We start from the raw sequence: 25,675 nt of genomic DNA on the forward strand, positions 1-25,675 counted from the left end.
GGATGAGCCGGACTCTAGCCGAGCGCGGTGACACCGGTACGGGCGGTACCGTCCGCCGCCCGGTGGTGCGGCGAGGAGCCCCGCCCGCCTCCGGCCTGACGGGCACCGTACTTCGGATCGGACCTGTCGTTTCAGGCACGGCGGTGCTACGGAAGTGACAGAAACCGCATACCTGAAGCCCGGCTGAGCTAGCCTCGACTTCCGAAAGCGAACTGACGTACGCGGAACGTGACTTCGGGAGTGTTGTGTCAGACCAGCGGCCGGTGCCACCGCGCCCGACGGCAGACGAGGCTCCGGTGCTGCGCAGGACGGGTGCCCTGCCCCTGCGCCCCGGCGACCCGGGCCGTATCGGTCCGTATGTGTCGCTGGGGGTGCTCGGCAGCGGCGGCATGGGGCGCGTGTATCTGGGGCGCCCGGCGGACGGCGGGCCCGAGCTCGTCGCCGTGAAGGTGATCAGACCGGAGTACGCGGAGGACATCAGGTTCCGGCGCCGGTTCGAGCGTGAGGCGGCCGTCCACGACCGGGTGCGCACCGCGCACCTGCCGAAGCTGCGCGGCACGGGGTTCGAGGACGAACTGCTGTGGATGGCCACCGAGTACGTGCCGGGCGTCGATCTGGCGGACGCCGTGAACGAGGAGGGCCCGCTGCGGGCCGGCGCGGTCTGGCGGCTCGTGGCGGAGCTGGGACAGGCGCTCGCCGACCTCTCGGACGCGGGGATCGTGCACCGGGACCTGAAGCCGTCCAACGTCCTGGTGTCCGCCCGGCGCGCGTACGTCATCGACTTCGGCATCGCGAAGGCCGCCGACGCGAGCGCGATCACCGGGACCGGCAACCGGGTGGGCACTCCTGCCTACATGTCACCGGAGTACCTGCGCACCGGTGAGTGCGGCACGCCCTCGGACGTGTTCTCCCTGGCCTGCACCCTCGTCTACGCGGCGACGGGCACCGCCCCGTTCGGCGACGGCACCGGGGTCGACGTGATGCACCGGGTCGCCTTCGAGGAGCCCAACGCGAAGGTGATCCGGGGGCTCGCCGAGTCCGACGAGGCGCTCGCCACGCTGCTGTGGTCCTGCCTCGCCAAGGAGCCGGGGCGCCGGCCCGCGCCGCAGGACCTGGTCCGGACGGCGGAGCCCCGCACCGGGCCGTCCGGCACCCTCGACTGGCCCGAGCCGCTGGGCGGCATGGTGCTCGTCCGGCAACAGGCGTACGAGGCGCTGGGCCGGCTGCCTCTCGTGCAGGCCCCCGTCTTCCCGGCCGCCGAGGGCCCGGCGGAGCAGGCGCCCCCCGCCGAGGCGTCCCGGCCCGCCGCGCCCGACTCCGCCGATCCCTCGGAGAAGGCTCCCGCCGCCCCCGCAGGCGGCCGGGCGGCGTTAGATCCGGCGGCGCGCACCCGGACGCGCCGCAAGCGGGCGCTGACGGTCGGTGGCGCCGGGGTCGCGCTCTGCGCGGTCGCGGCGGGCGTCTTCGTCCTCACCCGACCGGACTCCTCCGGAACCGCCTCACCGGAGGCGGGCACATGGTCGACCGGGAAGCGCGCACCCGGCGAAGCGGTCTCCCCCTCGACGGCCGGCAAGTCGAAGGGCGCACCCGCCCCGGACGGCGGCGGCTCCTCGCTCTCGGAGGCGTCCGGCGGGGGCAAGGGCGACAGCGCCGCCATCGGCCGTTCGTCGGCGCGTCCCGACGCCTCCACGCCCGACGGTGACGACCGGCCCGCCGACCCCGATCCGGACGCCCCGGCCGGCGACGGATCCGACGCCCCGGACGACCCCGAACCGACCCCGAGCGACCCGCAGGACGGCTCCGGGACCCCGGCCTGGCTCACGGACTGCACCTACTACTCGGGCAACGGCCGGACCCGCCTCGGCAACAGCGGCAAACGCGTGCTCCAGGTGCAGTGCATGCTGAGCGAGCGCGGGTACGGCGTGGGCGTGGACGGCGAGTTCGACAGCGGGACGGAGGCCGCCGTCGAGGCCTTCCAGAGCGACGCGGGGCTGAACGCGGACGGGGTCGTCGCCCACGACACCTGGGCCGCGCTGCGCAGCCCGGAATGACGGGTCCCGCACCCCCGCGCGGAGGGTGCGGGGGTGCCGGGAGGTCAGCCGGTGACGCCGGCCTTCGTCAGCCACTCCTCGGCGACCACGCTCGCGTCCTCCTTGTCGTTGACCAGCTTCTTCATCATCTTTAGCAGGTCCTCGGTGGTGAGCTTCGCGGAGACCGCGTTGAGCACCTCCCGGGCCTTGCCGTCCACTGCCTTCCTGTGGACGAGGGGCGTCACGTTCTGCGAGGAGAAGAGGTTCTTCGGGTCCTCCAGGACGACCAGCTCGTCCTCGACGATGGCGGGGTCGGTGGTGTACAGGTTGGCCGCCTGCACCTTGTCGTCCTTGAGCAGCTTCACGAGGGTGGTCTGGGCGCCCGCGTCGAGCGGCTGGAACTTGCCGAACTCCACGCCGTAGACCTTCTTCAGACCGACCCCGCCCTGGGTGCGGGTCTTGAACTCCGAACCGGCCCCGAGGGTGAGGTCGCCCGCGACGGGCTTGAGGTCGGCGAGGGTCTTCAGGTCGTACTTCCTCGCCGTCTCGGCGGTCACCGTGACCGAGTCCTTGTCCTCGGCCGCGGCGGAGTCGAGTATCTCCACCGACTTCGGGAGTTTCGCCTTCAGTTCGGCGTTGATCTCCTCGGTCCCGGTCGCCGTGCTGTTCTTGTCGACCGCCACCGACAGCAGCGCGCCGTTGTACTCCGGGAAGACGTCGATACCGCCCTTGACCACCTGGTCGTAGTAGACCTCGCGGGCTCCGATGTCGAACTTGCGGGTCACCTCCAGGCCCTTGTCCTCCAGAGCCTGCGAGTAGATCTCGGCGAGCAGCTGGTTCCCGGGGAAGTTGGCCGATCCGACGACCAGGGAGGAGCCGCCGCCACCGCCGTCCCCCGTGAGCGGATTGTCGTCGCCGGCGCCTCCGCCGCCGCAGGCGGTGAGGGACAGGGCGGTGATCAGGCCGAAGGCGACGCCTCGGTACATGCCTCGCATGGATGTTCCTTTCTCATGGCCCGAAGGGCGCGGAAAAACAGCGGAGTTCAGGATTTCGGCGCCGAGACGCGCAGCCCCGGAGAGACGACGACCCGAGCCAGCGCGGTGAAGGCGGCCTGCACGACGAGGGCCAGGGCGACGACGACCGTGGAGCCGCCGATGACCAGCCCGTAGTCGTTACGGGCGAGCCCGTCGACGATGAACCGGCCGAGACCGCCGAGCCCCGGATAGGCGGCGACGGTCGCGGTGGCCACGACCTGGATCGCGGCCACCCGGAGGCCGAGCAGGATCAGCGGCAGCGCCATCGGCACCTCCACCCGCACCAGGACCTCCCACTCGGTCATACCGACCCCGCGCGCGGCGTCCCTGGCGGCCGGATCCACGCCCCGGACACCCTCGAAGGTGTTGATGAGGATCGGCGGCACCGCGAGCGCGACCAGGGCGACCAGCACCGGCGCCGTGCTGAGCCCGGCGAGCGTGACGACGAGGACGACCAGGCCGAAGGTGGGGATCGCGCGCGCGAGGTTCGCGACGCTCGCCACGGCGAACGCCCCACGGCCGGTGTGCCCGACGAGCAGCCCGGCCGACAGCCCGATCAGGGCGGCGAAGAGCAGCGACAGACCGCTGTAGGTGAGGTGCTCGAGGAGTCGCGCGGGGATGCCCTCGTCGCCGTGCCACTGCGCGGACGAGGTCAGCCAGTCGGCCACGAGCCGGATCTGGTTGAGGAAGTCGTTCATGCCGTCGTCACCTTGTTCCGGGACCACGGGGTGAGCAGCCGCTGCGTGAGGACCAGCAGGGCGTCGGTGGCGAGCGCGAGCAGCATGATCAGCACGATGGCGGTGATGATCGGCGTCGGGAAGTCGAGCTGGAGCCCGCGCGTGATGTAGTGGCCGAGACCGCCCTGCCCGATGAGCTGCCCCACGGCGACGAGGCTGATGGAGGAGACCGCGGCGACGCGTACGCCCGCGATGACGACGGGTACGGCGATGGGCAGTTCGACCTGGACGACCCGGCGCACGGTACCGAAGCCCATGGCGGTCGCGGCGAGCCGGACCGGTTCGGGGACCGAGGCGAGACCGTCCACCACGTTGGGCACGAGCACCGACAGGGTGTACAGCGTCAGCGGGATCATCACGGTCTGCTCGGTCAGCCCCGTGTACCGGACGAAGACCATGAACAGGGCCAGCGAGGGAATCGAGTACAGGACGTTCGCCGCGGTCAGCACCGGCGGGTAGAGCCGCCGCCGGTGATGGCAGAGGACGCCCAGCGGGACCGAGACGATCAGCCCGAACAGCACCGGCAGCAGGCCGAGCCGCAGATGGAGGGCGGTGTAGTCGGCCAGTTCGGCGGTGTGGTCGGCGACCCACTGCCACCGCACCAGCGGTTCCCCGTCGCTCATCGGGCACCGCCCGCGCCGTCGGCGGCCGCCGGGCTCCCGGCCGTGTCCACCCGGTCCGGGGAGGCCGCTCCGGCGGACAGCTCGTGCGCGTCGGCCACGCCGACGACCGCGCCATCGGCGTCCACGCCCACCGCGAGCCGGGCGGGCGACAGCAGCGCCGAGTCGAGGGCGGCCCGTGCCGAGTCCCCGACGAGGCTGAAGGTGTGCCCGAGGGGGACCAGGGCCGCGTCCGCGAGGGTGCCGCTCTCCGGCAGTCCGGCGACCGGGGTCCAGCCGAGGGGGCGGTGGGCTTCGTCGACGACGAGCACCCAGGGCTCGTCCAGGGCGCGGGCCGCCGCCACCGACGAGGTGGACGGCAGCACCGGGCCGTCACGCAGCGGCAGCCCGGCGGCCGGGACGAAGGACAGCCTGCGGATGCCCCGGTCCTGGCCGACGAATCCGGCGACGAAGTCGTCCACGGGTTCGGCGAGCAGCCGCTCGGGCGTGTCGAACTGGGCGAGCCTGCCGCCGGTGCGGAACACGGCTATGCGGTCACCCAGTCTGATCGCCTCGTCGATGTCATGGGTGACGAACACGATCGTCTTGTGCAGCTCCTTCTGCAGCCGGAGGAACTCCGCCTGCAGCTCGGCCCGCACGATGGGGTCGACCGCGCTGAACGGCTCGTCCATCAGCAGCACCGGCGGGTCGGCGCCCAGTGCCCTGGCCACCCCGACCCGCTGCTGCTGCCCGCCGGAGAGCTGGTTCGGATAGCGCCCCGCCATCTCGGCGGGCAGCCCCACCAGTTCGAGCAGCTCGGCGGCCCGTGCCCGCGCCTTCTTCCTGCCCCAGCCGAGGAGCAGCGGCACGGTCGCGATGTTGTCGAGGACCGTACGGTGCGGGAACAGCCCCGCGTGCTGGATCACGTAGCCGATGCCCCGGCGCAGCTCGGGCGCGTCGACCTCGCGGATGTCCCGGCCGCGCAGGCTGACCGTGCCGGCCGTGGGCTCCACCATGCGGTTGATCATCCGCAGGGTGGTGGTCTTGCCGCAGCCGGAGGGACCGACCAGGATCGTGATGGCGCCCTCGGCCAGTTCCACCGTCACATCGTCCACGGCTGTCGTGCCGTTCGGATACGTCTTGCTCACCGCGTCGAATCTGATCAAGAGTGCCCCTCACCCGACTGCATATGCTCATGCACAGTTGCCCGTGACTGAATGACAGTCAATGGACTTTCATGAACGGCACGTTACGTTCACACGATGTCGGGCCGGGGACGTCCGGGTCGTACGGATCCAGCGGCTTGTGTTCCCCTTTCGCGCACCGCGGGCGTCCGCCCGGCGGTCGTGCTTTCCTGGAGTCATCATGACCAACGTCGACGTGCACCAGCATCTGTGGACCCCCTCGCTGGTGGCGGCCCTGCGGTCCCGCCGCGAGCCGCCGTTCATGGACGGCTGGACGCTGTTCCTGGAGGGCGAGCCGCCCTTCGAGGTCGCGCCGGACGCCCATGACATCGCCCGCCGTGCGGAGCTGGCCGCCGCCGACAGCCTCGGCCGGGCGCTGGTCTCGCTGTCCTCCCCGCTCGGCATCGAGTGGCTGCCCCGGGACCAGGCGCGGCCCCTGCTCGACGCCTACCACGAGGGCGCGGCCGCCCTCCCCGAGCCGTTCGGGGCGTGGGCCGCCGCCTGTGTGCGGGACATCGACGCGGCCGCGGCGGCCGAGGACCTCGACCGGGGCTTCGTCGGCCTCCAGCTGCCCGCCGACGCGCTCGCCGACGCGGTCGGCTTCGCGCGCTGCGCGCCGCTGCTCGACCTGCTGGAGGAGCGCGGCCTGCCGTTGTTCGTGCATCCCGGCCCGGCGGGCGACGGCGGGGCCGGGGGACCCGGCTGGTGGCCCGCGATGGTGCCGTACGTTCAGCAGATGCACGCCGCCTGGTTCGCCTTCCGCGCCTTCGGCCGGGCCCGTCATCCCCGGCTGCGGGTGTGCTTCGCCCTGCTGGCCGGGCTGGCGCCGCTGCACGGGGAGCGCCTCGCCGCCCGCGGTGACGCGGGCGTCGCCGGGGCGGACCCGCGGGTCTTCGTGGAGACGTCGTCGTACGGTCCCACCGCTGTGGGCTCGGTCGTGCGGGCCCTCGGTGTGGACGCGGTGGTCCAGGGCTCCGACCGGCCCTACGCGGAGCCGCCGCTCCATCCCGGCTTCGGCCTGGGCGGAGCCGCGGCCCATGCCTTCCGCATCGCCAATCCCCGGCGGCTGCTCGCGGGCGAGGACTGAAGCGGGGTCAGCGGCCGGTGCGGATCAGCCCCGTCAGATAGCGCCACAGCGAGGAGCGCTGCCGGGCGGAACGATCCCGCGCCACCGATGCCGACTCCGACTCCGTCACCGCCTCCCCCGCGGGTCCGGCCTCCGAGAGGTCCGTCGGCGACGGCTCGGAGGTCGCGGCCAGTTCGTAGCGGACCGGCAGCGAGCGCAGACCGCGCATGAACGGCGATGACCGCCAGGGGAGTTGGTCGACGGGCAGGGCGAGTTCCAGGTTGGTGAACCGCTCGAACAGGCGGCCCACGCCGACCGCCGCGACCGTGGAGGCCAGCTCGCGGGCGGGGCACTGGCGGCGGCCGGCGCCCCAGGAGAGGTGCGCGCGCGTGCTGACCGTGGTGTTGGTCGCCGCGTGGCCGGCGAAGACCGGATCGGCGTGCGCGGCGGCGGAGGAGACCCAGACCGGGTCGCCGGCGCGGATGGTGTAGTTGCCCAGGCGGGTGTCCTCGGCGGCGAAGCGCGGGACGAAGTTCACCAGGGGCGGCTTGCGCATGACCACCCGGTTCATGGTCTCCCTGACCATGCCGGCGGACAGACTGGCGCGGATGCTGCCCTCGCCGGAGAGGACCTCGACGACCGTGTTGGAGATGAGGATGCCGACGTGGTCGGAGGTCATGCCCAGCAGCATGAACAGCTCGCGGGCCAGCTCGTCGAGCGACAGACCGGGGTGCGCGGCGAGGAGGTAGGACGGGAAGTCGTCGCCCGGGGTCCTCAGCTTCTGCGCCGCGAGGTCGGCGAGGGCCGCCAGCAGTCGTTCCAGCGCGGGCTCGGCGTCCGGCCCGGCGTCCAGGACCCGCCACATGTCCATCAGCGCGTCGTCGCCCTGGGAGCCGGGGAAGCCGAGGAGGTGGCTGGCCGCCATCAGCGGCAGCGGCCGGGAGAACTGGGCGGACAGATCCGCCAGCCCCGTGCCGCCGGCCTGGCCCACCAGGGTGATCAGATCGTCGGCGCAGGCGGTGACGGCCGCCTTGAGCCGCTTGGCCTGGGGGTGGCGCGGGTCCTGGAACGGCCGGAGCGCGGTGTCCCACGCCGTCCGCAGCGGCTTGTAGCCGGGGCCGCCCTGGATCAGTACGTGGTTGACCTCCAGGGAGGGGCCGAGCGGCCAGTCGGCGGGCACCCGGCCCTCGGAGCGGGCCCGCCAGTTCTCCAGTCCCTTGGGCCAGCCGTCGTCGTCCTGGAGCACCTCCAGCGACTCCTTGTAGCCGAGGACCAGCCAGGCGGGGACGCCCAGCAGATCGACCGGCGCGACCGCGCCGTGCCGCTGCCGCAGCCGCTCGTACACGAGCGAGGGGCGCATCTCGTAGTCCCGGGTCAGCAGCGGTTGGGGATCCAACGCCTCCAACCGTCTGTCGTCCGCGTCCACGGACCCGCCCTCGCCCGTCTGGGATTCCACCGCCATGCCGCCCCTCCGACACTCCCCGTACCGGCACACCTTCATTCGGTAGCCGGAACCGGTGGGGACCATACCCCAGGCCAACTCGCCGGAGAACGACGGGTAGCCGGATTCACAGGCGCGGCCATGACAAAGGGGGTCACCCTCCGCCAAAGGTCACGGCGCCCGGGTGTCGGTGGGTGTCCGGGACGCACGTGGCGGGAGTGGAAAGCTCGAAGGACCGCGGGCGTCGCCGGAGCCGCCACCGCACGCGGCCCTCGCGTGTCCGCGCCCACAGTGACCTCACCGTGCACGGGAGGCAGGATCATGGGCGACAGGGCGAACGCACACCCCGGGGCCGCCGGCAGGGCTACGGCGGCCGACCACCCCGCGTCCGTACGGAATGTGGTGCTGGTCGGCCACTCCGGTTCGGGCAAGACGACTCTGGTGGAGGCTCTCGCGCTGACCGCGGGAGCCGTCAACCGGGCGGGCCGCGTGGAGGACGGCGGCACCGTCTCCGACCACGACGAGATCGAGCACCGGCAGCAACGCTCAGCGCCGCGCCACCACCCGCAGGGTCCTGACCGACTGGTCCGCCGCGTCGGGGATGAGGACGCCGTGCTCGACGCCGCCGCGCAGATAGTCGAGGATCTCGTCGGTGACCACTTCTCCGGGGGCGATCACGGGGACGCCCGGCGGGTACGGGCTGATCGTCTCGCCGCGATACGGCCCGCAGCGCGCTCGGCGGGCACATGGTCTACCTCGGCGAAGAACGCGTCGCACGGCAGCATCGCCTGCTCCGGCTCCAGCTCCGACGGCTCGGGCAGATGGACCGGCGGCTGCCGTTCGATGGAGTCGGCGGCCTCGACGAGGGCCCGCAGGGAGTCGAGCAGCACCTTCTCGGTCTCGTCGTCGTCGGCGTGGGTGATCGAGGCGCTGATCCGGCAGGTGTCCGATCCGCCGACGTCCACATGGCGGTGGGTCCGCAGCCACTCGGCGGCCTGTATACAGCTGATGCCCAGCTCCCGTACGTCGACGACCGGCTTCAGCGGGTCGAACTCCGCGGTGGGACCCCCCTCGACCACCTCCTGGCCCATCGGACGCAGGCCCGGCAGATCAGCGGTCGTTGCCCGGATCCGTTCCGCCCGGCGCACCGCCGCCTCCAGGATCACTTCCCGCCGCGGGCGGCCTCGACGAAGGCGGTGATCAAGGCGGGGTCCTTGACGCCTCGGCTCTGTTCCACACCGCTGGAGACGTCGACGCCCCACGGCCGGGCGGTGTCCACGGCGTTCCGCACGTTGTCGGGGGTAAGACCACCGGCGAGGAGCCACTTCTCACCGGGATCGCCCACCGGCATCCGGGACCAGTCCCAGGCCATGCCGGAGCCCGGCACGGGCGCGTCGAGCAGCAGCATGTCCTCGCCCATCTCCCCGCAGCGCGGTACCGCGTCGCCGAACGCGGCGGCGCGGATCAGTGTCCGGCCGTCCGCCGCCAGGGCGTCGTAGTAACCGCGGTCCTCCGACCCGTGCAGCTGGACGGCCCGGATGCCCGACTCGGCGGCCAGGGACCGTACGTCGTCCAGGCTCTCCCCGCGGAAGACACCGACGGTGAGGACGTGCTCCGGGATCCTGCGGCACAGCCGCGCGGCGGTGGCCGCGTCGACGCGGCGCGGGCTGGCCGTGAGGACGAATCCGATGGCGTCGGCGCCCGCCTCGACGGCCGTGTCGACGTCCTGCTCGGTCCTCAGACCGCAGATCTTGATGAAGAGGAAGTCACTGGAGTTGCTCACCGCCCCAGACTGCCTCATCGGCGGCGCCGACGGGCCCGCGACCGCCCTGTCCGGGAACTGTGCACGCCTCAGTCCCACGCTCCGGACAGCCGCCGGATGACGACCGAGCTGAGGACGCGCACGCCGCGCGTGGAGCCGGGGTCGATGCCGGTGAGGTCCCGTACCCGGCGCAGGCGGTAGTCCAGGGTGCGGGTGTGCACGTTGAGGGCCGCGGCCGTGGCGCCGCGATGCATGTCGTGGCGGTAGTAGGCGTCGAGGGTGACGAGGAGGTCGGGGCCGGACTCCAGGCGCCCGACCACCGAGCGGAGCCACTCGTCGACGAACGGCACGTCCGCGACGGCGACTTCGGTGAACACATCGGCCACAGTGCACGGCCGCAGCCGCTCGGACACCGGGCGCAGCGGGGCCGCCCGGCTGACTCGCCGGGCCCGGTCGAGGGCGTCGGCCAGTTCGGAGAGGGGCCCGGCGGCGACGCCGACGGCACAGGGCCTGCCGAGGGCCCGGGCGAAGTCCCGTACGGGGGCGGCGACGAGGTCGGGCACGGAATGCGCGGGCGCGGTCTGCGCGAGGTCCCGGGACAGCGGCACCAGGACGATCAGCTCACTGCCCTTTTCCCCGTTCTCCTCGGGTCGGGTGACGAACACCCGGTGGCTCTTCACCAGCACCTCGATCTCGGCATCCAGGGCGCTGTCGTCGGCGGGGCGGTCCGGGACCCGTACGACCGTCACCGCGCAGTATTCGGGCAGTTCGGTTCCCGTGATCGAGGCGAGTTCCGCCGCCATGGGGTCCCCGGTGATCAGCGACCGGGCCAACAGGTCGATTTGCTCGACGTACGGCAAACGGCGTCGCATTACCGTGACGAATCCCTGCCGGTAGGCGCTTATGCCCCGCTCTCCCTGCGGGGCGAACCAGCTCATCATCCGCATGAGTTCTTCCACGCAGCCGCCACGCTGCGCCTCGGTCGCCTCGTTGATCTCACGCAGCATGAGCGCGGTGTGCAGTCGCAGTACTTGCTGTCGTGAAGACGGTGACATTCCCGCATCGGCCCGCACCTCGCCCATGAACGTGATGGAGTCGAGGTCGGTGTCGCTCAACTCGTCGTTGTCCGGGGAGAGTTCGACGGTTCGTCGACGGAGCCACACCGCGTAGTCCAGCGTCTCGGCCCTGGCCCGCCGGTTCGTGTCCAGGATCGCGAACTCCGGGATCTCGCGTGCGTACGTCTCGACCTCCCGGCGGGCGTTGGCCGACGCCCGCCGGGCCAGCTCGGCGAAAAGGCTCCCCATGACAGGAGCATCCCATTGTGCCGGAACAGGCCGACAGACCGGATCCGGACCCTTCATCACTCTGCGCAAATCCACTGCCGGGATACCTGGGGCGTTTTTGTCACAGTGCGCAAAATTCCCGGATCAGGGCGTTCTCACCCATCGACTCCACTTGTGGAGGCACTGTGAAGTCGGCTTAATGGGGACCGATTCCGGGCCCGAGTCAGGCAATCACCGGGGGAAATCAATACGGGATTCGGTTCGGAAATCCTCAGCCGCGCGCCGGGCGACGGCGCATGACCAAACGGGAGGGAAACACCGTGAGAGCAGGTATCCGAAAGAGAATCGCGGCGGCAGCGGCGGTCATGGCCACGTCGACGGCGCTTCTGCTGAGCGCACCGGGCTCCGCCTCGGCCGCCCCCGCCGCCGTCCCCAGTCTGCGCGCGTTCGGGATCACCGGCGACGGCACGTTGATGGCCACGTTCTGGACCGACCGGCCGGACGTCCTCAACTGGGTCAGGGTCATCACCGGGCTCAGCGGTGACACGGCCCTGGTCGGCATCGACTTCCGGGTGCAGGACGGACTGCTGTACGGCGTCGGCAACAAGGGCGGCATCTACACCATCAAGATCCCGACGACCACCCAGGACGTCGTGGTCACCAAGGTGTCCCAGCTCCAGTACGCGCTGAACGGCACCACGTTCGGCGTCGACTTCAACCCGGCGGCCGACCGGCTGCGGGTGATCAGCGACAACGGCCAGAACCTGCGGCACAACCTGAACGACCACTCGACCATCCAGGACCTGAACCTCACCACCCCGCCCATCGAGGGCACGACCAAGGGCGTCACCGCCGCCGCGTACACCAACAACGACCTCACCGCGGCCACCGCGACCACCCTGTTCGACGTCAACACGAACACCGACCAGGTCGTGATCCAGTCACCCGCCAACAACGGCACGCTCGCACCGGCCGGCAGCCTCGGCATCGACGCCCAGCTGAAGGCCGGCATGGACATCTACAGCACGCTGAGCGGCGGGCGGACGGTCGGCAACGCCGCCTTCGCCTCCCTCACCCCGTCGGGTGCGAGCAACCCGACGCTCTACACCGTCGAACTCCTCACCGGCCAGGCGACCCCGATCCGTCAGTTCCCGCTGAACATCACGGATCTGGCGATCAGCCTCACCGGCAGCTGACCCCTCCCCGTCCGGGTCACCGCAGGGTGGCGGGGTCGAGGTCCGTTCCGACGACGAGGGTGACCACACCCTGCGCGGCGCCCGCGTCCTCGGCGGCCCGGGCGTCGGGCAGGCGTGAGGTGAGGACCTTCGCCTGCTTCGCCAGCGCCGGCGGATAGCCGACCGTCGTCTTCGCCGTGGTCTCCGGGGCGTTGCCCGTGCCGACGACGGTGATGCCGGCCGCGCGCAGCTTCTCGGCGACGGCTGCGGCGCGCCCCGTGACCCCGGTGCCGTTGAGGACCTGCACCCGCACGTTCGAGGCGTAGACCAGGTCCTCCTTGGCCCGGGTCTGGAGCTCCTTCTTGTCGACCTCCCGGTCCTTGGCGAGGGAGGTGAACAGGTCGGCCGCGTGCGGGTACTGCCAGACGACGTTGGCCCGGTCGCTGGGGACGTCCGCCTCGCGCGGGTAGTTGGGGACGGTCAGGAAGGTCAGCCGGTCGCTGGGGATGCCCTTGAGTTCGGAGGCGAGGTCGTAGAGCGGGTCGATGCCGGCCAGATCCTCGTCCGTGGTCAGGGACTTGGTGGCGGACTGCATGAAGTCGTACAGCGCGCCGGGGCTGGTCAGCTTGGACTTCGCCTTGGCGGCGAGGGCTTCCATGAACTCCTGCTGGCGGCCGATGCGTCCGATGTCGGAGCCGTCGCCGACCGCGTAGCGGGTGCGTACGTATCCGAGGGCGGTCTCGCCCTTGACCGTCTGGCAGCCGGGCTCCATGTCGAGGAGGGCGTTCTCGTCGTGGATCGCCTGCTCGGGGCAGACCTCTATGCCCTCCAGGGCGTCGACCATGCCCTTGAAGCCCGAGAAGTCGACGGACATGAAGTGGTCGATGCGCAGCCCCGTGTTGGCCTCGACCGTCCTGATGGAGCAGGCGGCGGCCCCGGCCACCTCGCCGGCGGAACCGCCGATCGCGAACGCCTCGTTGATCTTAGCCCGGTGGGCGCCCGAGGTGCCGCCGTCGCCCTTCTCGCACGCCGCTATCTCGACCCACGAGTCACGGGGGAACGACACCACGGTCGCCCACTCCCGGTTCGCGGGGATGTGCAGCACCATCAGCGTGTCCGACTGCATGGTGGTCAGGTCCCGGCCGTACTTGGCGTTCTTGCCGTCACGGCTGTCCGAGCCGACGACCATGATGTTCTTGGATCCGGGGCTGAGGTTCACCGGACGGTTCCCGCCGAGTTTGTTGTCGACGTCGGCGGAGGTGATGTTGTCGTCGAGGTCCTTGTACACCCAGGCGCCGACCCCCGCTACGCCGAGCACCGCCACCGCGGACACGCCCGCGACCCAGCCCACGATCTTGCCCCGCCGCGTGAGCCGCGTGCCCCCGCCACCGGTCCCGGCGCGCCGCCTTCCCGTACCCACCACCGGCGTTCCCCCCGCCTCGGCCGCATCCGGCCGGTCGACTGACTCTCCACGCCCGGCACTTGTGATCACCGAACTCCAGGACTCTATCCCCGCACTGATACGGACCGGCGCCCAACTCGGCTCACCCGGCCCGGGTGTCCACGCCCCCGGCGCCGGTCGTCCACTCGATCCCGCGCCCCCGCCGGCCCCGGTGACCGGTCAGCCCCGCGGGGCCCAGCGGGCGCGGAGTTCGTCGCGCAGACGGCGGGCTACCTGGCCCATGAGCGCGTCGGCGCCGGGCTGGATGCGGGCGGCCACCCGGGACTCGGTGAGGGCGGCCACCGCGTAGCTCCGGCCGTCGGCGTGTTCGACGACACCCGCCTCGTGCCGCAGGTTGAGCAGGGTGCCGGTCTTGGACGACCAGGTGGAGGCGTCGGTGGCGAAGTCCGGGGCGAGCCGGTGGCGTACCACGTTGTCGGCCATGAGACCGCGTACCCGTGCCGCGACCTCGGGGTGGATCACGGGGGCCTCGCCGTCGGTCGGATCCGGCCGCGACCGCCACACCGCCTGGAGGAGGTCGACACACGCCCGCGCGGTGCCGGAGTTGGCGTGCGAGACGTCGAGCTGTGGCACCCGGTGGCCGCGCCCGGGCGTACCGGCGTCGATCGCGAGGGCGTACGCGAGATGCTCGTCGGCCGTGTCGAACCGCTCCACGGGGGTCTCCATCAGTTCCCGCATGGTGTGGCGTACGGAGAGGCCGCGCAGCCCCCACTGCCTGAGGAACGCCTCGACCCGGGACGGCGGGGTGAGTTCGAAGAGGGCGTCGGCGGCGTTGCTGTCGCTCATGCCGGTGCTGAGGTAGAGCAGGTCGTCGACGGCGATACGGGCGGGGTGGCGGAACCGGCACAGGCCGGTGGGCCCCGGGGTGGTGATCCGGCCGGGCGGCACCTCGATGACGTCGGCGCCGTCCAGTTCCCCGCGCCGTATGCGTTCCAGGGTGGCCAGCGCGAGGGGGACCTTCACCAGGGAGGCGACGGGGAACGGGACGTCCGGGTCGATCCCGATCTCCTCGCCCGTCTCCAGGTCCCGCACCAGGAACGACCCGTACAGACCGCCGTCGCCGAGCGTCCGGCGGAGTTCTCCCAGGAGTCGTTCGGTTCTCGTGGTCACGCGACCGCCTCGGCGTGCTCGGTGGCGCCGAGGCACCGGGCGATGCCCCGGGCGCACGCCCGACGCAGGCGGCCGGCTTCGGCGTCCGCGGCGTCGGCGAGGACCAGGGAGAAGCCCCGGGCGAAGCCCGCGCCGAGTTCACCGACGGGGCGCCAGTGCAGGCCGAGTTCGCGGGCCTGCGCGGCCGAGCAGAGCAGGGCGTCGCCCCGGCTCAGTACGTCCGCCGCGGCGGCGGCGAGGGACGGGGCGACGGCCAGCTGCGCCGGAAGCAGCCCGACCGCGTCGCCGAGCCGGGCCAGGCGGTCCCTGACATGGGGGACGTCGTCCTCGGGCGGGAGCCAGACCCGTCGGGCCCGCCGGTCGCGGTCCGCTCGGCCCGGGCGCAGGGTGTCCAGGTAGAGGGGCCCGCCGCTCGGTTCGTCGCCGACCGCGAGCCCGAGCCGAACGGTCCAGTCCGCCCCCGCCGGGGCCACCGCCAGCAGCGCGGCCCGGACCTGGCGGGACGTGACGAGGTCGGCCCGTCGCGCCGGCCCGGCGGGACGTGGGTCGAGCAGGACTCCATGGCCGTGCGCCTCGGCGATGAGACGGGCGAGGTCCCCGGCGGAGCAGTCGGCGGGGACGGCCAGCCGCAGAGGTCTGCGCCGCGCGGCCTCCGCCTCGTGGTCGAGCCGGTCGGCGAGTTCGACGAGCCGGCGCGCCAGCGGAAGCATGTCCCGGCCGAACGGGGTCAGCGCCACCGCCCGCGAGGAACGCTCCAGCAGCCGGTCGCCCAGCCGCTCCTCCAGCGCGGCGACCCGGCGGCTCACCACGGACTGCGCGGTACGGGCCGCCGCCGCGCCCACCGTGAAACTGCCGTGCTCGCTCACATGGACGAACGCCCGGCACGCCGCTACAAGATCCACGGCCCCCACTATGCCAAATCGGCATGGATGCGAGCCCCTCCGTCTTGGACCGCGCTGCGGAGCGCGCCGCACAGTGATCTCCACCGAGGGGGTCTCCCCAGGGAGTCCGGCATTCCCTCTGCGCCTTCTTCGACGACTCGGAGGTTCGTTCCATGGCTCGCTTCATGCGTTTCCCGCTCCGCAAACACCGCCGTACCGCCGGTGCGGCGGCCTGCTTACTCGCCCTCGCGGCGCTGCCGGCCTGCGGTCAGGAGAAGGGGGCCGCGTCGGGTCCGGCCGCGGGTTCCGGGCGGTCCGCGACACCGGCGGCGGCCACCAGGGCCACCGCTCCCGTGTTCCGGGAGCTGGAGCGCGAGTTCGACGCGCGGCTGGGGGTCTACGCCGTGGACACCGGCACCGGCCGGACCGTGGCCTACGGCGCCGACCGGCGGTTCGCGTACGCCTCCACATTCAAGGCGCTGGCGGCGGGCGCCGTGCTCCGGAAGTACGGCGAGGCCGGCATGGACAAGGTCGTCACCTACGGCCGCGAGGACATCATCGAGAACTCGCCCGTCACGGAGAACTTCGTCGAGACCGGGATGAGCCTGAGCGGACTGTGCGCCGCCACCCTCTGGTACAGCGACAACACGGCCGCCAACCTGCTCCTCGACGAACTCGGCGGTCCCGACGGGCTGGAGAGGATTCTGGAGGAACTCGGCGACGACGTCACCGAGATGGACCGGCCCGAGCCGGACCTGAGCGAGGGCAGGCCCGGCGACATCCGTGACACGAGCACCCCGCGGGCGATGGCCGGGAGCCTGCGGGCGTTCCTCCTCGGCGACGCCCTGAAGCGGGACGAACGCGCGCTCCTGCGTACCTGGATGGAGACGAACCGGACCGGCGGCACACTCGTCAGGGCCGGCGTCCCGGACGGCTGGACCGTGGCCGACAAGAGCGGCACCGCCGGCTACGGCGGCCGGAACGACATCGCCGTGCTCTGGCCCGAGGACGGCGGCAACCCGGTCGTCATGGCGGTCATGACCAGCCGCGGCAAGCAGAACGCGGAACGCCGCGACGCCCTCGTCGCCCGTGCCGCCACCGCCGCGGTCGACGGCCTGGGCCGTTAGGGGTCCTTTCACCATGGGCGCCCGGGCGCCACGCGGCAGCGCATGCCGCGTGGTGCCCGGAAGGACGCCGTCGTGAAGGTTCCGGTGCGTCAAGTGCGGTCGCTGTGGCAGCTCTTGACGGTGTACCGATCGTCACCTGCCCCAGATCTTCCGGTACGCCTCCTGGTAGCCGGTCGGGTTCCAGGTCGTGGCGCCCTCGCTGTTGCCGGCGGTGGTGATGTGCACGGGGGCCACGTATCCGCTGGCGGGGCTGCCGGAGAAGGCGCGGTTGAACTCGTCGACGATCTGCCAGCCCTGGAGGGACAGCGGCTCGGGCACGGTTGCCGCCTGGTACTGACGGCTGTTGACACGCTGGAACGCGGAGGGGTCGCCGTCTCCCGCACCGATGTTGAACGGCCGCCCCGAGCCCTTCCGCCCGGCCGCGCGGAAGGCCGGGGCGGCGTCGGCGAAGTACAGGTCGTTGATGGCCACCGAGTGGGTCCACCGGCCCTGGAAGCGGGAGAGCAGCGAGGAGACCTCACGGGGCGTGCGGCTGCTCGCGTCCGGGATCGGGATGTTCTCGTAGGCCAGCAGCCGTACCCCCGAGCAGGTGGACAACTCCTCTCTGATCAGTTCGGACTTGTTCCTGGCGAAGGGGATCGAGGCGTCGGTGAAGATCACGGCCCCGGCGTTCCCGTCGGAGTCGGCGATGACCCACTGGGCGCTGATCCTGGCCACGGCCTCGACCCGGGTGGTGACGTTGGTGAAGAGCGGGGGCTGCCTGCTGGGGCCCGGGGAGGCGACCGCGTGCCAGCCGACGAGCGGGATGTCCGCCGCGTTCGCCCGGGTGACCTGCTGCGAGGTCGAGTTGGGGTCGAAGCCGCCGATGACGATGCCGGAGGGCCTGAGGGCCAGGGCCTCGCTCATCGCCGCCTGGATGCCCGCCGGGGTGCCGCCGCCGTCGATCACCCGGACGTTCCAGCCGATGACCCGCGCCGCCTCCCGTACACCGGCGGCGGCGCCGGCGACTCCGGGGTTGGTCATGGTCTGGGCGACGAAGACGATGGTCCGGTCCGTCACGGCGGTGGGGCCGCTCGTCGGCCCGTTCCACGGCACGTCGGTCCGCTCCGCCCGGCTGACGGCGTCCTGGGCTCTGGCGTGGACCGCGGGACAGCCGTTCGCGGCGGAGGGGGAGTCCCCCGAGCCGCTCGACGAGCCGCGTTCACAGCCGGCCAGGACGGAGGTCGCGGCCAGCAGGAGAGTGGCGGCGGACCGGGCCGCGCGGGTGCCGGGGGTGGTGGTGCGGTGGTGGTGCACGGGGGCTCCTCGCGGAGGGGTGCGAGCTCGGTGGCGGTACACGCGGTCCGGGTCATGGGCTGCCCTCCCGAGAGGGCACGGCCGCGGCGTCGGCGGTGGTGACGGCGCCGGTGCGCAGTCGGCGGCGGGCGGCGTAGCCCGCCAGGCCGACGGCGAGCAGCAGCGTGCCGCCGTGGAACAGCGGGACCGTCCAGAACTCGGCGCCCATCTGGGCGATCCCGGTGAGGCCGACGGCGAGGACGGCGACCGCGACGAGGGTGCCCAGGGGGTTGGGGCGGCCGGGTCTGATCGCGGTGGCACCGAGGAGGGCTCCGACGAAGGCGGGCAGCAGATAGTCGAGGCCGACGCTCGGGTTGCCGATCTGCTGCTGGGCCGCGAGCAGGACGCCCGCGCAGCCGACGATCAGGCCCGAGGTGGCGAAGGCGCACACGGTGTACTTGCGGACCGGGATGCCGAGGAGGTCGGCGGCGCACGGGTTGGAACCCACGACGTACAGGTACCGGCCGAGCGGCAGCCGTTCCAGCACCACCCAGAGCGCGACCGTGAGCGCGAGGACGTAGAAGGCGGGGACCGGCAGGCCCAGGAAGGTGGAGTCGTAGAGGTCGGTGAAGCCGGCCGGCAGGCCTTCCGGGCCGGGGACGATCCGCCCGCCGTCGGTGATCCAGCCGGTCACGGCGTACATCATGCTGCCGGTGCCCAGCGTGGCGATGAAGGAGTCGATCCGGCCGAACTCGACGATGGCGCCGTTGAGGACGCCCACGGCCACTCCCCCGGCGATCACCGCGAGGCAGGCGAGCGGCCAGGGCCAGCCCGCGTCGACGATGAGGTGCAGCACCATGACGTGCGCCAGTCCGAGGCCGTATCCGAGGGAGAGGTCGAACGCGCCGGTGACGATCGGGACCATCGCGGCCAGGGCGAGGACTGCCGGGATGGACTGTGTGGACAGGATCGAGTCGAGGGTGTCCAGGGTGGGGAAGGTGCGGGGCAGGGTGAGGGAGAAGACCAGGTAGAGCAGGCCGGTGAGGACCAGCAGTCCGTAGGCGCCGACGAGGTGTCCACCGCGGCGGGGCGGGCGGGCGGGCTGCCCGGCCCGGCTCAGCGGGTTCCGGCGGCGCGGCCCGGGCGGATGCCGGGAGGGCTGGGCCGTCATGGGTTCGTGGCGGTTCGGGCGGGGGGCAGGGCAGAGGCCGCCCGGGTGAGTGCCGAAACGGTCAGGGCGGGGCCGCTCAGCTCGGTCGTCACCGTCCCGCGGACGAAGACCAGGGCGCGCCGGCAGACCCCCGCGACCTCCTCGAAGTCGGTGGAGAGCAACAGGACGGCGAGGCCCCGGGCGAGGGCCTCGTCGAGCATCCGGTGGATGGCGGCCTTGGCCCCGACGTCGACGCTCGCCGTGGGCTCCTCCAGGATCAGCAGACGGGGTGTGGTGCGCAGCCAGCGGCCGAGCATGACCTTCTGCTGGTTGCCGCCGGAGAGGGTGGCGATGACGGCCTCGCTGTCCCGGGGGTGGACGGAGAACCGGTCGATCAGGGTGAGGGCGTCCGCGCGTTCTCGGCTGGGCCGGATCCAGCGCGGGGTCGCCGACCGGCCCGCCGCGCCCGGGTTGGCCAGGAGGTTCTCCCGGACGGTCAGCTCGGTGAGGCAGCCCTCGCGCTGCCGGTCGCCGGGCACGAAGGCGACCCCGCGGGCCACCGCGTCGGCTACCGTCCGGGGACGGTAGGGGCGGCCCGCGAGCAGCGCCCGGCCGCCGAGGAGGGGCCGTGCACCGGCGAGGGCCCGGCCGAGGTCCATGTGTCCGGCGCCCGAGAGCCCGACCAGGCCCACGGCCTCCCCGGCCCTCAGGTCCAGGTCGACGGGGTCGGCTCCGGCGGTCCGGACGCCGTCGAGCAGCAGGACGGGCGGGCCGTCGGTGCGGACCGGGTCCGGAGGGTGGTCGGCCGGTTCCTCGCCGGTGATGTCACGGACGAGGCGGACGGGGCTGTGGCCCGCCAGGGGGCCGTGGCGGACGAGGCGGCCGTCGCGCAGGACGGCGAAGGAGTCGGCGACCTCGTACACCTCGTCCAGTCGGTGGCTGACGTAGAGGATGCCGTGCCCCCGGTCGCGCAGGGTGTGCAGGACGTGGAAGAGCCGGGCGCAGTCGGCGGCGGGGAGGCGGGCGGTCGGCTCGTCCAGGACGATGAGCCTCGCCCGTGCCGCGAGGGCGCGGGCGACGGCGACCAGGGAGCGCTCCGCCGGGGCGAGCCGGGAGACGGTGGTGTCGGGGTCGAGATGTCCGGCGACGCTCCGCAGGGCCTCGGTGCAGCGCTCCCGGGTCCGGCGCCAGGAGATAAGCCCGGCCCGGCGGGCATACCCGGTGCTCAGGGCGATGTTCTCGGCGACCGTCATCCACTCGACCAGGCCGAGGTCCTGGTGGATGAAGGACATGCGGTGGGCGGCGGCATGACTGCCGAGCGGGTGTCCGTCGACCGTGATCCGTCCGGCGTCGGCGTGGTGGACGCCGGCGAGGACCTTGATGAGGGTGGACTTGCCGGCTCCGTTGGGTCCGAGGAGGGCGAGGACGCTGCCGGGGTGGACGTCGAGGTCGACCCCGGCCAGCGCGACGGTCCCGCCGAACCGTTTGGCGAGCCCGCGGATGCGGACCAGCGGTTCCCTCCCGTCGGCGGGGACCTCCTGCGCAGAGGTGTCGTGAACGTCGTGCACGGACAGCTCCGGGGGTCGGCCTGACGAGTTCCTCACGACTCGCGTCAGCGATAGTAGCCGCATGTATCACAATAATTCAGGCATTTCACCGCCCGGTGTCGCTCCCGGATGGAACGGCGGGCCCTCCGCGGAAGGGAGCCCGGATGCCTCGGTCGCCGGTCTCCGGCGTCCGGGACACCGGCGCCCGAAACCTCAGACGCCGTCGAGCCCGCAGGTGGCCCAGATGACCTTGCCCTCGGGCGTGTAACGCGTCCCCCAGCTCTGGGCCAGCTGGGCGACGAGGAACAGACCGCGGCCGCCCTCGTCGGTGCTGGCCGCCCGGCGCAGGTGCGGGGCGGTGTTGCTGGTGTCGGAGACCTCGCAGATCAGACAGCGGTCGCGCAGCAGCCGGACCCGGATGGGTCCGCTGCCGTGGACGACGGCATTGGTGACCAGCTCGCTGAGCATCAGCTCGGCGGCGAAGGCGGCCTCGTGGAGACCCCACTCGGCGAGCCTGCCCATGGCCGAGGCGCGGACCTCGCTGACGCGGGCCGGGTCGGCGGGCAGCTCCCAGGTGGCGATGCGGTCGGGGTCGAAGGCGCGGGTGCGGGCCACGACCACGGCGATGTCGTCCGCCGGGTGGGCCGGCGCCACGGTGTCGAGGACCGCCCGGCAGGTCTCCTCCGGTGTGCGCCCGGCCTGGGAGAGGGCGGTGCTCAGCTGGTCGAGGACCACGTCGACGTCGCGGCTGCGGTCCTCGATGAGCCCGTCGGTGTAGAGGACCAGTTCGCTGCCCACGGGGAGGTGGAGTTCGACGGCCTCGAAGGGCAGGCCGCCCAGGCCGAGCGGGGGCCCGGCGGGCAGATCGGGGAAAGAGACGGTGCCGTCGGGGCGGACCAGCGCGGGCGGCGGGTGGCCGGCACGGGCCATGGTGCACAGCTGCGTGGTCGGGTCGTAGACGGCGTAGAGGCAGGTCGCGCCGATGATGCCGGCGCCGTCGGATGCGGGGTCGTCGCGGTCCAGCCGGCCCACGAGGTTGTCGAGGTGGGTGAGGACCTCGTCAGGCGGGAAGTCCAGTTCGGCGAAGCTGCGGGCGGCCGTGCGCAGCCGGCCCATGGTGGCGGCGGAGAACATGCCGTGGCCGACGACGTCGCCGACGAGGAGGCCGATGCGGGCGCCGGAGAGCGGGATGACGTCGTACCAGTCGCCGCCGACGTCGGACTCGGCGGGCAGATAGCGGTGGGCCACCTCGACGGCGCCCTGGTCGGGCACCCCGTGCGGGAGGAGGCTGCGCTGGAGGGCCAGCACCATGGTGCGTTCACGGGTGTAGCGCCGGGCGTTGTCGATGGACAGGGCGGCGCGGTGGGCGAGTTCCTGGGCCAGCCGGCGGTCGTCGTCGTCGAAGGGCGCGGATTCGTGGGCCCGGTAGAAGGTGGCCACGCCCAGGGCGACACCGCGTGCGACCAGGGGCACCGCGATGAGGGAGCGGACGTGGCGCAGCAGCCGATCGCCGTGCTCGGGGTCCTGGGCGAGCCAGTCGGCGGCGCTCGCCAGATCGGGCTCCAGGACCGCTTCCCCGGCGGACAGGCAGCGCAGCTGGGGCGCGGCCGGTCCGTACTCGGCCTGTTTGCCCACGGGGCTGAGGGGCGGGTCCTCGCTGATGCCGTGAACCACCGTGCGGCGCAGGTCGGTACGGGGGTCGGTGGCCTCCTCACCGCGCAGGACGGCTTCCGCCAGGTCGACGGTGACGTGGTCGGCCAGACGCGGGACGATCGTCTCGGCGAGTTCCTGGGCGGTGCGGCGCACGTCGAGGGTGGTGCCGATGCGGGCGCCGGTCTCCGACAGCAACTCCAGGCGGCGTCGTGCCTCCAGTGCGTAGGTCCCGACGTGCGGCTCCCCCAGCATCAGCAGCCTTCGGGCGGGGGGCGGGGGGCCACCCGGACGGCCGTCCGGGGCTCCGTCGACGTCGAGGCGCACGCCTGCGGGGGTCGCCGCGGGGCCGGGGACACGACCGTGCGGGGCGAGGGCTCCGGTGCCGGCGGACCCGGCGGGGACCCCGACCAGGGGGACGCCGTCCAGCGGCAGGAGGCCGGTGGGCACGGGGGCGGGTTCTCGGAGCTCCCCGATCTGGCGCGTGATGTCCGGGAGCGGCCGGGAGGGGCCGGGGAGGACGGCCTCGATGGCCACGCCCTCCACTCCGGAGGCGCTCGTCACGGGTCGGCTCACGAGGGTGATCCGCCGGCCGTCGGGCAGGGCCACGTCGACGGCCGCCCGCTGCGCGCGGGAGATCAGCCGGGCGGCCGTCTCCATGAGGATCGCCCGGTCGCCGGGGCCGAGTTCGAGGGCCAGGGCGTCCATGTGGACACTGTGGTGCAGGCCGCCGCCGGCCTTGGCCTCGGCCGCCGTGTACGCCTGGAGCAGCGAGCGCTCGCGGGCGGAGCTCTGCGCCAGCAGCCGCCGCTCGATGGCCGCGGCCGCCTTACGGATCAGCGGGGTCAGCGCCGGGTCCTCGGCGTTGCGGGGATAGCCGAAGCACAGGACGCCCTCGATACGGCCGCTCAGCGGATCGCGGACGGGGAGGGCCCGGCAGGCGTTGCCCTGGGAGCGTTCGGCGAAGTGCTCGGCGCCGTAGACGCCGATGAGCCGCCGCTCCGCCAGGGCGAGGCCGATGCCGTTGGTGCCGGCGAACCGCTCGGCGAAGACGAAGCCCGGTACGGTCTGGATCGGCGGGAGGCTCCGGGCCATCGACGCCCGGCCGAATCGCCGCATCAGCACCGTCCCGTTCCCGTCGGCGAGGGAGATGTTCATGGTGCTGCCGGCGAACCTGGTCTGCAGCCGGTCCAGCACCGGCGTGGCCGCGCGGACGATACGGCAGTCGGGGTCGAAGTCGTCGCTGAAGGGCAGCTCGGACTGGTCCGGCGACAGCCCCAGGGACCGGGAGCGACGCCAGGAGTGCAGGATGGACGTCCGCACACCGGTCTCCACAGGTTCACCCTGGAGAAACCGCTCACGGAAACGGGCGGGTCCCGTGCCCTGTGCCGCACGCCCCGTGAGTATCGGCTCACCGTCGGAACGGACCACTCTCGCCTCACACGCGCCTAAATAATCCGCTTATCGGAAGTATCTGGCATTGACGAGGATACGGGCATCGGCAACACGAGTCACGGTCGGCTGGTGTGCGCCCAGGGTGACGAAGAGAGCGGTCGGTCACAGGACCGCGACCGGGTTGACGGGCGAGCCGGTCCCGCCGGGGACGTTCAGCGGGGCCACGACGAGCAGGAACGCATACCGGCCCGCCTCCGCGGTGGCCACGGCGAGCGCCTCGAGATCGAGGTTGTCCAGCAGGGGCACCCCCATCGCGGTCACGGCCAGGGCGTGGACCGGCGAGTGCACCCCGGGCACCGGCGAGGGCCGTACGTCGCTGTCGCCGTCCCCGCCGAGCAGGGAGATGCCCCGTTCGGCCAGCAGCGGTACGGCGTCCACGTGGAACCCGGCGCTCGCCGCGTCGGGGTCCCAGGCGCCGAGTTCCCTGCGGCGGCGGACCTGACCGGAGCGCAGCAGCACGGCGTCGCCCTCGCCGATCGTCACCCCGAGTGCCTTCTCCGCGGCGAGAACGTCCTTCGCGTGCACGGCTCGCCCCGGCTCCAGCCAGCGGACGCCGAGGACGGCGGGCAGGTCGAGCAGCACACCCCTGGTGGCGAGGGGGCCGAGCGCGGCCACGGCGCCGAAGCGGGCGCCTGCCGCGTCGACGCACTCGCGGGCCGTCCCGCCGCCGTAGAGCCGCCCGCCGTAGGCGATGTGGGACAGCGCGTCCAGATGGGTGACGCCCTTGCCGTGGTAGTCCGCGGCGAGGAAGTCCTTGTGGGTCGTGGGTTCCGGGCTCTCCACGTCACCGAGGTCGGTCATGTGGTGCAGGGCGGGCTTCGGGTTGTCCGGGCCCGGCCGGGTGTTCCAGGGCAGCGCCATCGGGACGACGCGCCCCGAGCGCACGAGCCCGGCGGCGCGCAGCACATGCTGCCGGGTCACCCGGTTCCACGCGCCCCTGTCGGGTGGATCCCAGCGGCCCCAGGTCCGGACGGCCTCGAAGAGCCGGTCGAACTCCTGCCGGGAGACGGCCGGGCCGTTCCCGGCGCAGTCGCCGTCGCGGTTGGCCGCCCGCTCGGGAGGCGGGGTCTCGGACGTCGGACTCATCGGCACTCCCCACACTCACGGTCACCGGCCCTCCCCGGCACCGCTGGTCACACCTGCCGCCCGCGGGCGGCCCACACGCCGCGGCCCCACGGCACCGGCGGGATCCACAGAACCACGCTGCACCGGTCAGAGCATTCGCCGCGACAGCGGTCGGGGACCGTTCGGACGAGGGCCGCCGAGGCCAGGCCGGTCGCGGCGCCGGCGGCCACGTCGGAGGGACAGCGCGCCCGGCTGTGCACGCGTTCGACGGCCGCCGGCCCCGTCGGCGCCCCGTCCGTCGCGCCGACGGGCGGCCACCCCGACCAGGCGGCACCCGCGAAGGCGACGGCAGCGGCCGTGTGCCCGGAGGGTAAGGAGGAACTCCCCGGGCGGTCCCGGAACGGGCGTCGACGCCGCAGGCGACCCCGGGGACGTCGGCGCGGCTGCCCCCACCGTCCGCCGACCGCCCACTCCGGGGGCGGTCGGCGGCGCCGGTACAGCTGTTCGTCGACCGGGCCGGACAGGAGCAGTGCCGTCGTCAGGCCCGTCACACCGGCGACCGCGGCCACCCGGCCGCGCCGTCCCGAGGCAGCCGGGTGGCCGCGGTCGCGGGTCGGCCGCCCGTCCGCCGCGCACGACGCT

The 25,675-nt window shown here is 72.9% G+C and carries 22 protein-coding genes and 1 pseudogene; 5 read left to right on the plus strand and 18 right to left on the minus strand.

Annotated features, from left to right (window positions below; all coding sequences use genetic code 11):
* Positions 1 to 299 precede the first annotated feature (299 nt).
* Entirely contained in the window at positions 300 to 2,051 is a 1,752-nt protein-coding gene (locus AC067N_RS28510) for a protein kinase domain-containing protein (RefSeq protein ID WP_478681827.1), read from the plus strand.
* A gap of 44 nt (positions 2,052 to 2,095) precedes the next feature.
* On the opposite strand, the gene AC067N_RS28515 is transcribed toward AC067N_RS28510, so the two are convergent.
* From AC067N_RS28515 to AC067N_RS28530, 4 genes are read right to left on the minus strand one after another with little or no spacing between them, the layout of a single operon-like run.
* Positions 2,096 to 3,016, minus strand: a complete 921-nt coding sequence (locus tag AC067N_RS28515; protein WP_478681828.1) for an ABC transporter substrate-binding protein — start codon at positions 3,014 to 3,016, stop codon at positions 2,096 to 2,098.
* 56 nt (positions 3,017 to 3,072) lie between these two features.
* A complete protein-coding gene (locus AC067N_RS28520; protein ID WP_478681745.1) occupies positions 3,073 to 3,762 on the minus strand; it encodes an ABC transporter permease in 690 nt (229 codons plus the stop codon).
* Positions 3,759 to 4,424 (minus strand): ABC transporter permease, encoded by a 666-nt coding sequence (locus AC067N_RS28525; RefSeq protein WP_478681746.1) that lies wholly within the window; start codon positions 4,422 to 4,424, stop codon positions 3,759 to 3,761. Before AC067N_RS28525 ends, AC067N_RS28520 begins: the two co-directional genes overlap by 4 nt.
* On the minus strand, positions 4,421 to 5,566 hold the full coding sequence (locus tag AC067N_RS28530) for an ABC transporter ATP-binding protein (RefSeq protein WP_478681747.1): 1,146 nt from the start codon (positions 5,564 to 5,566) through the stop codon (positions 4,421 to 4,423). The genes AC067N_RS28525 and AC067N_RS28530 overlap by 4 nt, the downstream gene beginning before the upstream one ends.
* A gap of 199 nt (positions 5,567 to 5,765) precedes the next feature.
* On the opposite strand from AC067N_RS28530, the gene AC067N_RS28535 reads away from it, so the two are divergent.
* Entirely contained in the window at positions 5,766 to 6,671 is a 906-nt protein-coding gene (locus tag AC067N_RS28535; RefSeq protein ID WP_478681748.1) for an amidohydrolase family protein, read from the plus strand.
* A gap of 7 nt (positions 6,672 to 6,678) precedes the next feature.
* Here AC067N_RS28535 and AC067N_RS28540 read toward each other — a convergent pair whose 3' ends face one another.
* On the minus strand, positions 6,679 to 8,112 hold the full coding sequence (locus AC067N_RS28540) for a cytochrome P450 (RefSeq protein ID WP_478681749.1): 1,434 nt from the start codon (positions 8,110 to 8,112) through the stop codon (positions 6,679 to 6,681).
* Between the two features lie 300 nt (positions 8,113 to 8,412).
* On the opposite strand from AC067N_RS28540, the pseudogene AC067N_RS28545 reads away from it, so the two are divergent.
* Positions 8,413 to 8,640, plus strand: a pseudogene (locus AC067N_RS28545) (GTP-binding protein); the annotation flags it as partial.
* Here the strand turns inward: AC067N_RS28545 and AC067N_RS28550 are convergent.
* The 4 genes from AC067N_RS28550 to AC067N_RS28565 all read right to left on the minus strand — a co-directional run bounded on the left by AC067N_RS28550 (position 8,638) and on the right by AC067N_RS28565 (position 11,157).
* Positions 8,638 to 8,868: an Orn/Lys/Arg family decarboxylase gene (locus AC067N_RS28550; protein ID WP_478681829.1), complete on the minus strand. Its 231-nt coding sequence runs from the start codon at positions 8,866 to 8,868 to the stop codon at positions 8,638 to 8,640. The pseudogene AC067N_RS28545 and the gene AC067N_RS28550 overlap by 3 nt on opposite strands.
* Complete coding sequence (locus tag AC067N_RS28555; protein WP_478681836.1) at positions 8,766 to 9,182, minus strand: hypothetical protein; 417 nt, start codon at positions 9,180 to 9,182, stop codon at positions 8,766 to 8,768. Before AC067N_RS28555 ends, AC067N_RS28550 begins: the two co-directional genes overlap by 103 nt.
* A 71-nt stretch (positions 9,183 to 9,253) precedes the next feature.
* Positions 9,254 to 9,892: a phosphoribosylanthranilate isomerase gene (locus AC067N_RS28560; RefSeq protein ID WP_478681750.1), complete on the minus strand. Its 639-nt coding sequence runs from the start codon at positions 9,890 to 9,892 to the stop codon at positions 9,254 to 9,256.
* A 50-nt stretch (positions 9,893 to 9,942) separates the two neighbouring features.
* Positions 9,943 to 11,157 (minus strand): PucR family transcriptional regulator, encoded by a 1,215-nt coding sequence (locus AC067N_RS28565; RefSeq protein ID WP_478681751.1) that lies wholly within the window; start codon positions 11,155 to 11,157, stop codon positions 9,943 to 9,945.
* Positions 11,158 to 11,501: 344 nt separating this feature from the next.
* Here AC067N_RS28565 and AC067N_RS28570 point away from each other — a divergent pair, with 344 nt between their 5' ends.
* Positions 11,502 to 12,332, plus strand: coding sequence for a DUF4394 domain-containing protein (locus tag AC067N_RS28570; RefSeq protein WP_478681752.1), 831 nt, complete (start codon positions 11,502 to 11,504; stop codon positions 12,330 to 12,332).
* A 16-nt stretch (positions 12,333 to 12,348) separates the two neighbouring features.
* On the opposite strand, the gene AC067N_RS28575 is transcribed toward AC067N_RS28570, so the two are convergent.
* The 3 genes from AC067N_RS28575 to AC067N_RS28585 form a co-directional block, all read right to left on the minus strand.
* Positions 12,349 to 13,731: an LCP family protein gene (locus AC067N_RS28575; protein ID WP_478681753.1), complete on the minus strand. Its 1,383-nt coding sequence runs from the start codon at positions 13,729 to 13,731 to the stop codon at positions 12,349 to 12,351.
* Between the two features lie 201 nt (positions 13,732 to 13,932).
* Positions 13,933 to 14,883, minus strand: coding sequence for a serine hydrolase (locus tag AC067N_RS28580; protein WP_478681754.1), 951 nt, complete (start codon positions 14,881 to 14,883; stop codon positions 13,933 to 13,935).
* Positions 14,880 to 15,785: a LysR family transcriptional regulator gene (locus AC067N_RS28585; protein WP_478681755.1), complete on the minus strand. Its 906-nt coding sequence runs from the start codon at positions 15,783 to 15,785 to the stop codon at positions 14,880 to 14,882. Before AC067N_RS28585 ends, AC067N_RS28580 begins: the two co-directional genes overlap by 4 nt.
* Before the next feature lie 164 nt (positions 15,786 to 15,949).
* Between AC067N_RS28585 and bla the strand changes: the two genes are divergently transcribed.
* Positions 15,950 to 16,891 (plus strand): class A beta-lactamase, encoded by a 942-nt coding sequence (gene bla, locus AC067N_RS28590; RefSeq protein WP_478681830.1) that lies wholly within the window; start codon positions 15,950 to 15,952, stop codon positions 16,889 to 16,891.
* Positions 16,892 to 17,023: 132 nt separating this feature from the next.
* Here the strand turns inward: bla and AC067N_RS28595 are convergent, their stop codons facing one another.
* The 6 genes from AC067N_RS28595 to AC067N_RS28620 all read right to left on the minus strand — a co-directional run bounded on the left by AC067N_RS28595 (position 17,024) and on the right by AC067N_RS28620 (position 25,602).
* A complete protein-coding gene (locus AC067N_RS28595; RefSeq protein ID WP_478681756.1) occupies positions 17,024 to 18,187 on the minus strand; it encodes a substrate-binding domain-containing protein in 1,164 nt (387 codons plus the stop codon).
* A gap of 52 nt (positions 18,188 to 18,239) precedes the next feature.
* Complete coding sequence (locus tag AC067N_RS28600; RefSeq protein ID WP_478681757.1) at positions 18,240 to 19,337, minus strand: ABC transporter permease; 1,098 nt, start codon at positions 19,335 to 19,337, stop codon at positions 18,240 to 18,242.
* Positions 19,334 to 20,884 carry a sugar ABC transporter ATP-binding protein gene (locus AC067N_RS28605; RefSeq protein WP_478681758.1) on the minus strand — a complete coding sequence of 517 codons (1,551 nt, stop codon included), beginning with the start codon at positions 20,882 to 20,884 and terminating at the stop codon, positions 19,334 to 19,336. The genes AC067N_RS28600 and AC067N_RS28605 overlap by 4 nt, the downstream gene beginning before the upstream one ends.
* A 192-nt stretch (positions 20,885 to 21,076) precedes the next feature.
* Positions 21,077 to 23,944 (minus strand): SpoIIE family protein phosphatase, encoded by a 2,868-nt coding sequence (locus AC067N_RS28610; RefSeq protein WP_478681759.1) that lies wholly within the window; start codon positions 23,942 to 23,944, stop codon positions 21,077 to 21,079.
* A gap of 126 nt (positions 23,945 to 24,070) precedes the next feature.
* Entirely contained in the window at positions 24,071 to 25,054 is a 984-nt protein-coding gene (locus AC067N_RS28615; protein ID WP_478681760.1) for a cyclase family protein, read from the minus strand.
* 47 nt (positions 25,055 to 25,101) lie between these two features.
* Complete coding sequence (locus tag AC067N_RS28620) at positions 25,102 to 25,602, minus strand: phosphatase PAP2 family protein (RefSeq protein ID WP_478681761.1); 501 nt, start codon at positions 25,600 to 25,602, stop codon at positions 25,102 to 25,104.
* Between the last annotated feature and the right edge of the window lie 73 nt (positions 25,603 to 25,675).

The sequence above is a fragment of the Streptomyces sp. NPDC042364 genome, from assembly GCF_056437585.1.

What these genes read in the sequence shown, in the direction of transcription:
- AC067N_RS28565 (WP_478681751.1), bottom strand. Translation starts at nt 11,157, where the DNA reads ATGGGGAGCCTTTTCGCCGAGCTGGCCCGGCGGGCGTCGGCCAACGCC.
- AC067N_RS28555 (WP_478681836.1), bottom strand. Translation starts at nt 9,182, where the DNA reads ATGGGCCAGGAGGTGGTCGAGGGGGGTCCCACCGCGGAGTTCGACCCG.
- AC067N_RS28520 (WP_478681745.1), bottom strand. Translation starts at nt 3,762, where the DNA reads ATGAACGACTTCCTCAACCAGATCCGGCTCGTGGCCGACTGGCTGACC.
- AC067N_RS28615 (WP_478681760.1), bottom strand. Translation starts at nt 25,054, where the DNA reads ATGAGTCCGACGTCCGAGACCCCGCCTCCCGAGCGGGCGGCCAACCGC.
- AC067N_RS28515 (WP_478681828.1), bottom strand. Translation starts at nt 3,016, where the DNA reads ATGTACCGAGGCGTCGCCTTCGGCCTGATCACCGCCCTGTCCCTCACC.
- AC067N_RS28600 (WP_478681757.1), bottom strand. Translation starts at nt 19,337, where the DNA reads ATGACGGCCCAGCCCTCCCGGCATCCGCCCGGGCCGCGCCGCCGGAAC.
- AC067N_RS28535 (WP_478681748.1), top strand. Translation starts at nt 5,766, where the DNA reads ATGACCAACGTCGACGTGCACCAGCATCTGTGGACCCCCTCGCTGGTG.
- AC067N_RS28560 (WP_478681750.1), bottom strand. Translation starts at nt 9,892, where the DNA reads ATGAGGCAGTCTGGGGCGGTGAGCAACTCCAGTGACTTCCTCTTCATC.
- bla (WP_478681830.1), top strand. Translation starts at nt 15,950, where the DNA reads ATGCGTTTCCCGCTCCGCAAACACCGCCGTACCGCCGGTGCGGCGGCC.
- AC067N_RS28570 (WP_478681752.1), top strand. Translation starts at nt 11,502, where the DNA reads ATGGCCACGTCGACGGCGCTTCTGCTGAGCGCACCGGGCTCCGCCTCG.
- AC067N_RS28540 (WP_478681749.1), bottom strand. Translation starts at nt 8,112, where the DNA reads ATGGCGGTGGAATCCCAGACGGGCGAGGGCGGGTCCGTGGACGCGGAC.
- AC067N_RS28525 (WP_478681746.1), bottom strand. Translation starts at nt 4,424, where the DNA reads ATGAGCGACGGGGAACCGCTGGTGCGGTGGCAGTGGGTCGCCGACCAC.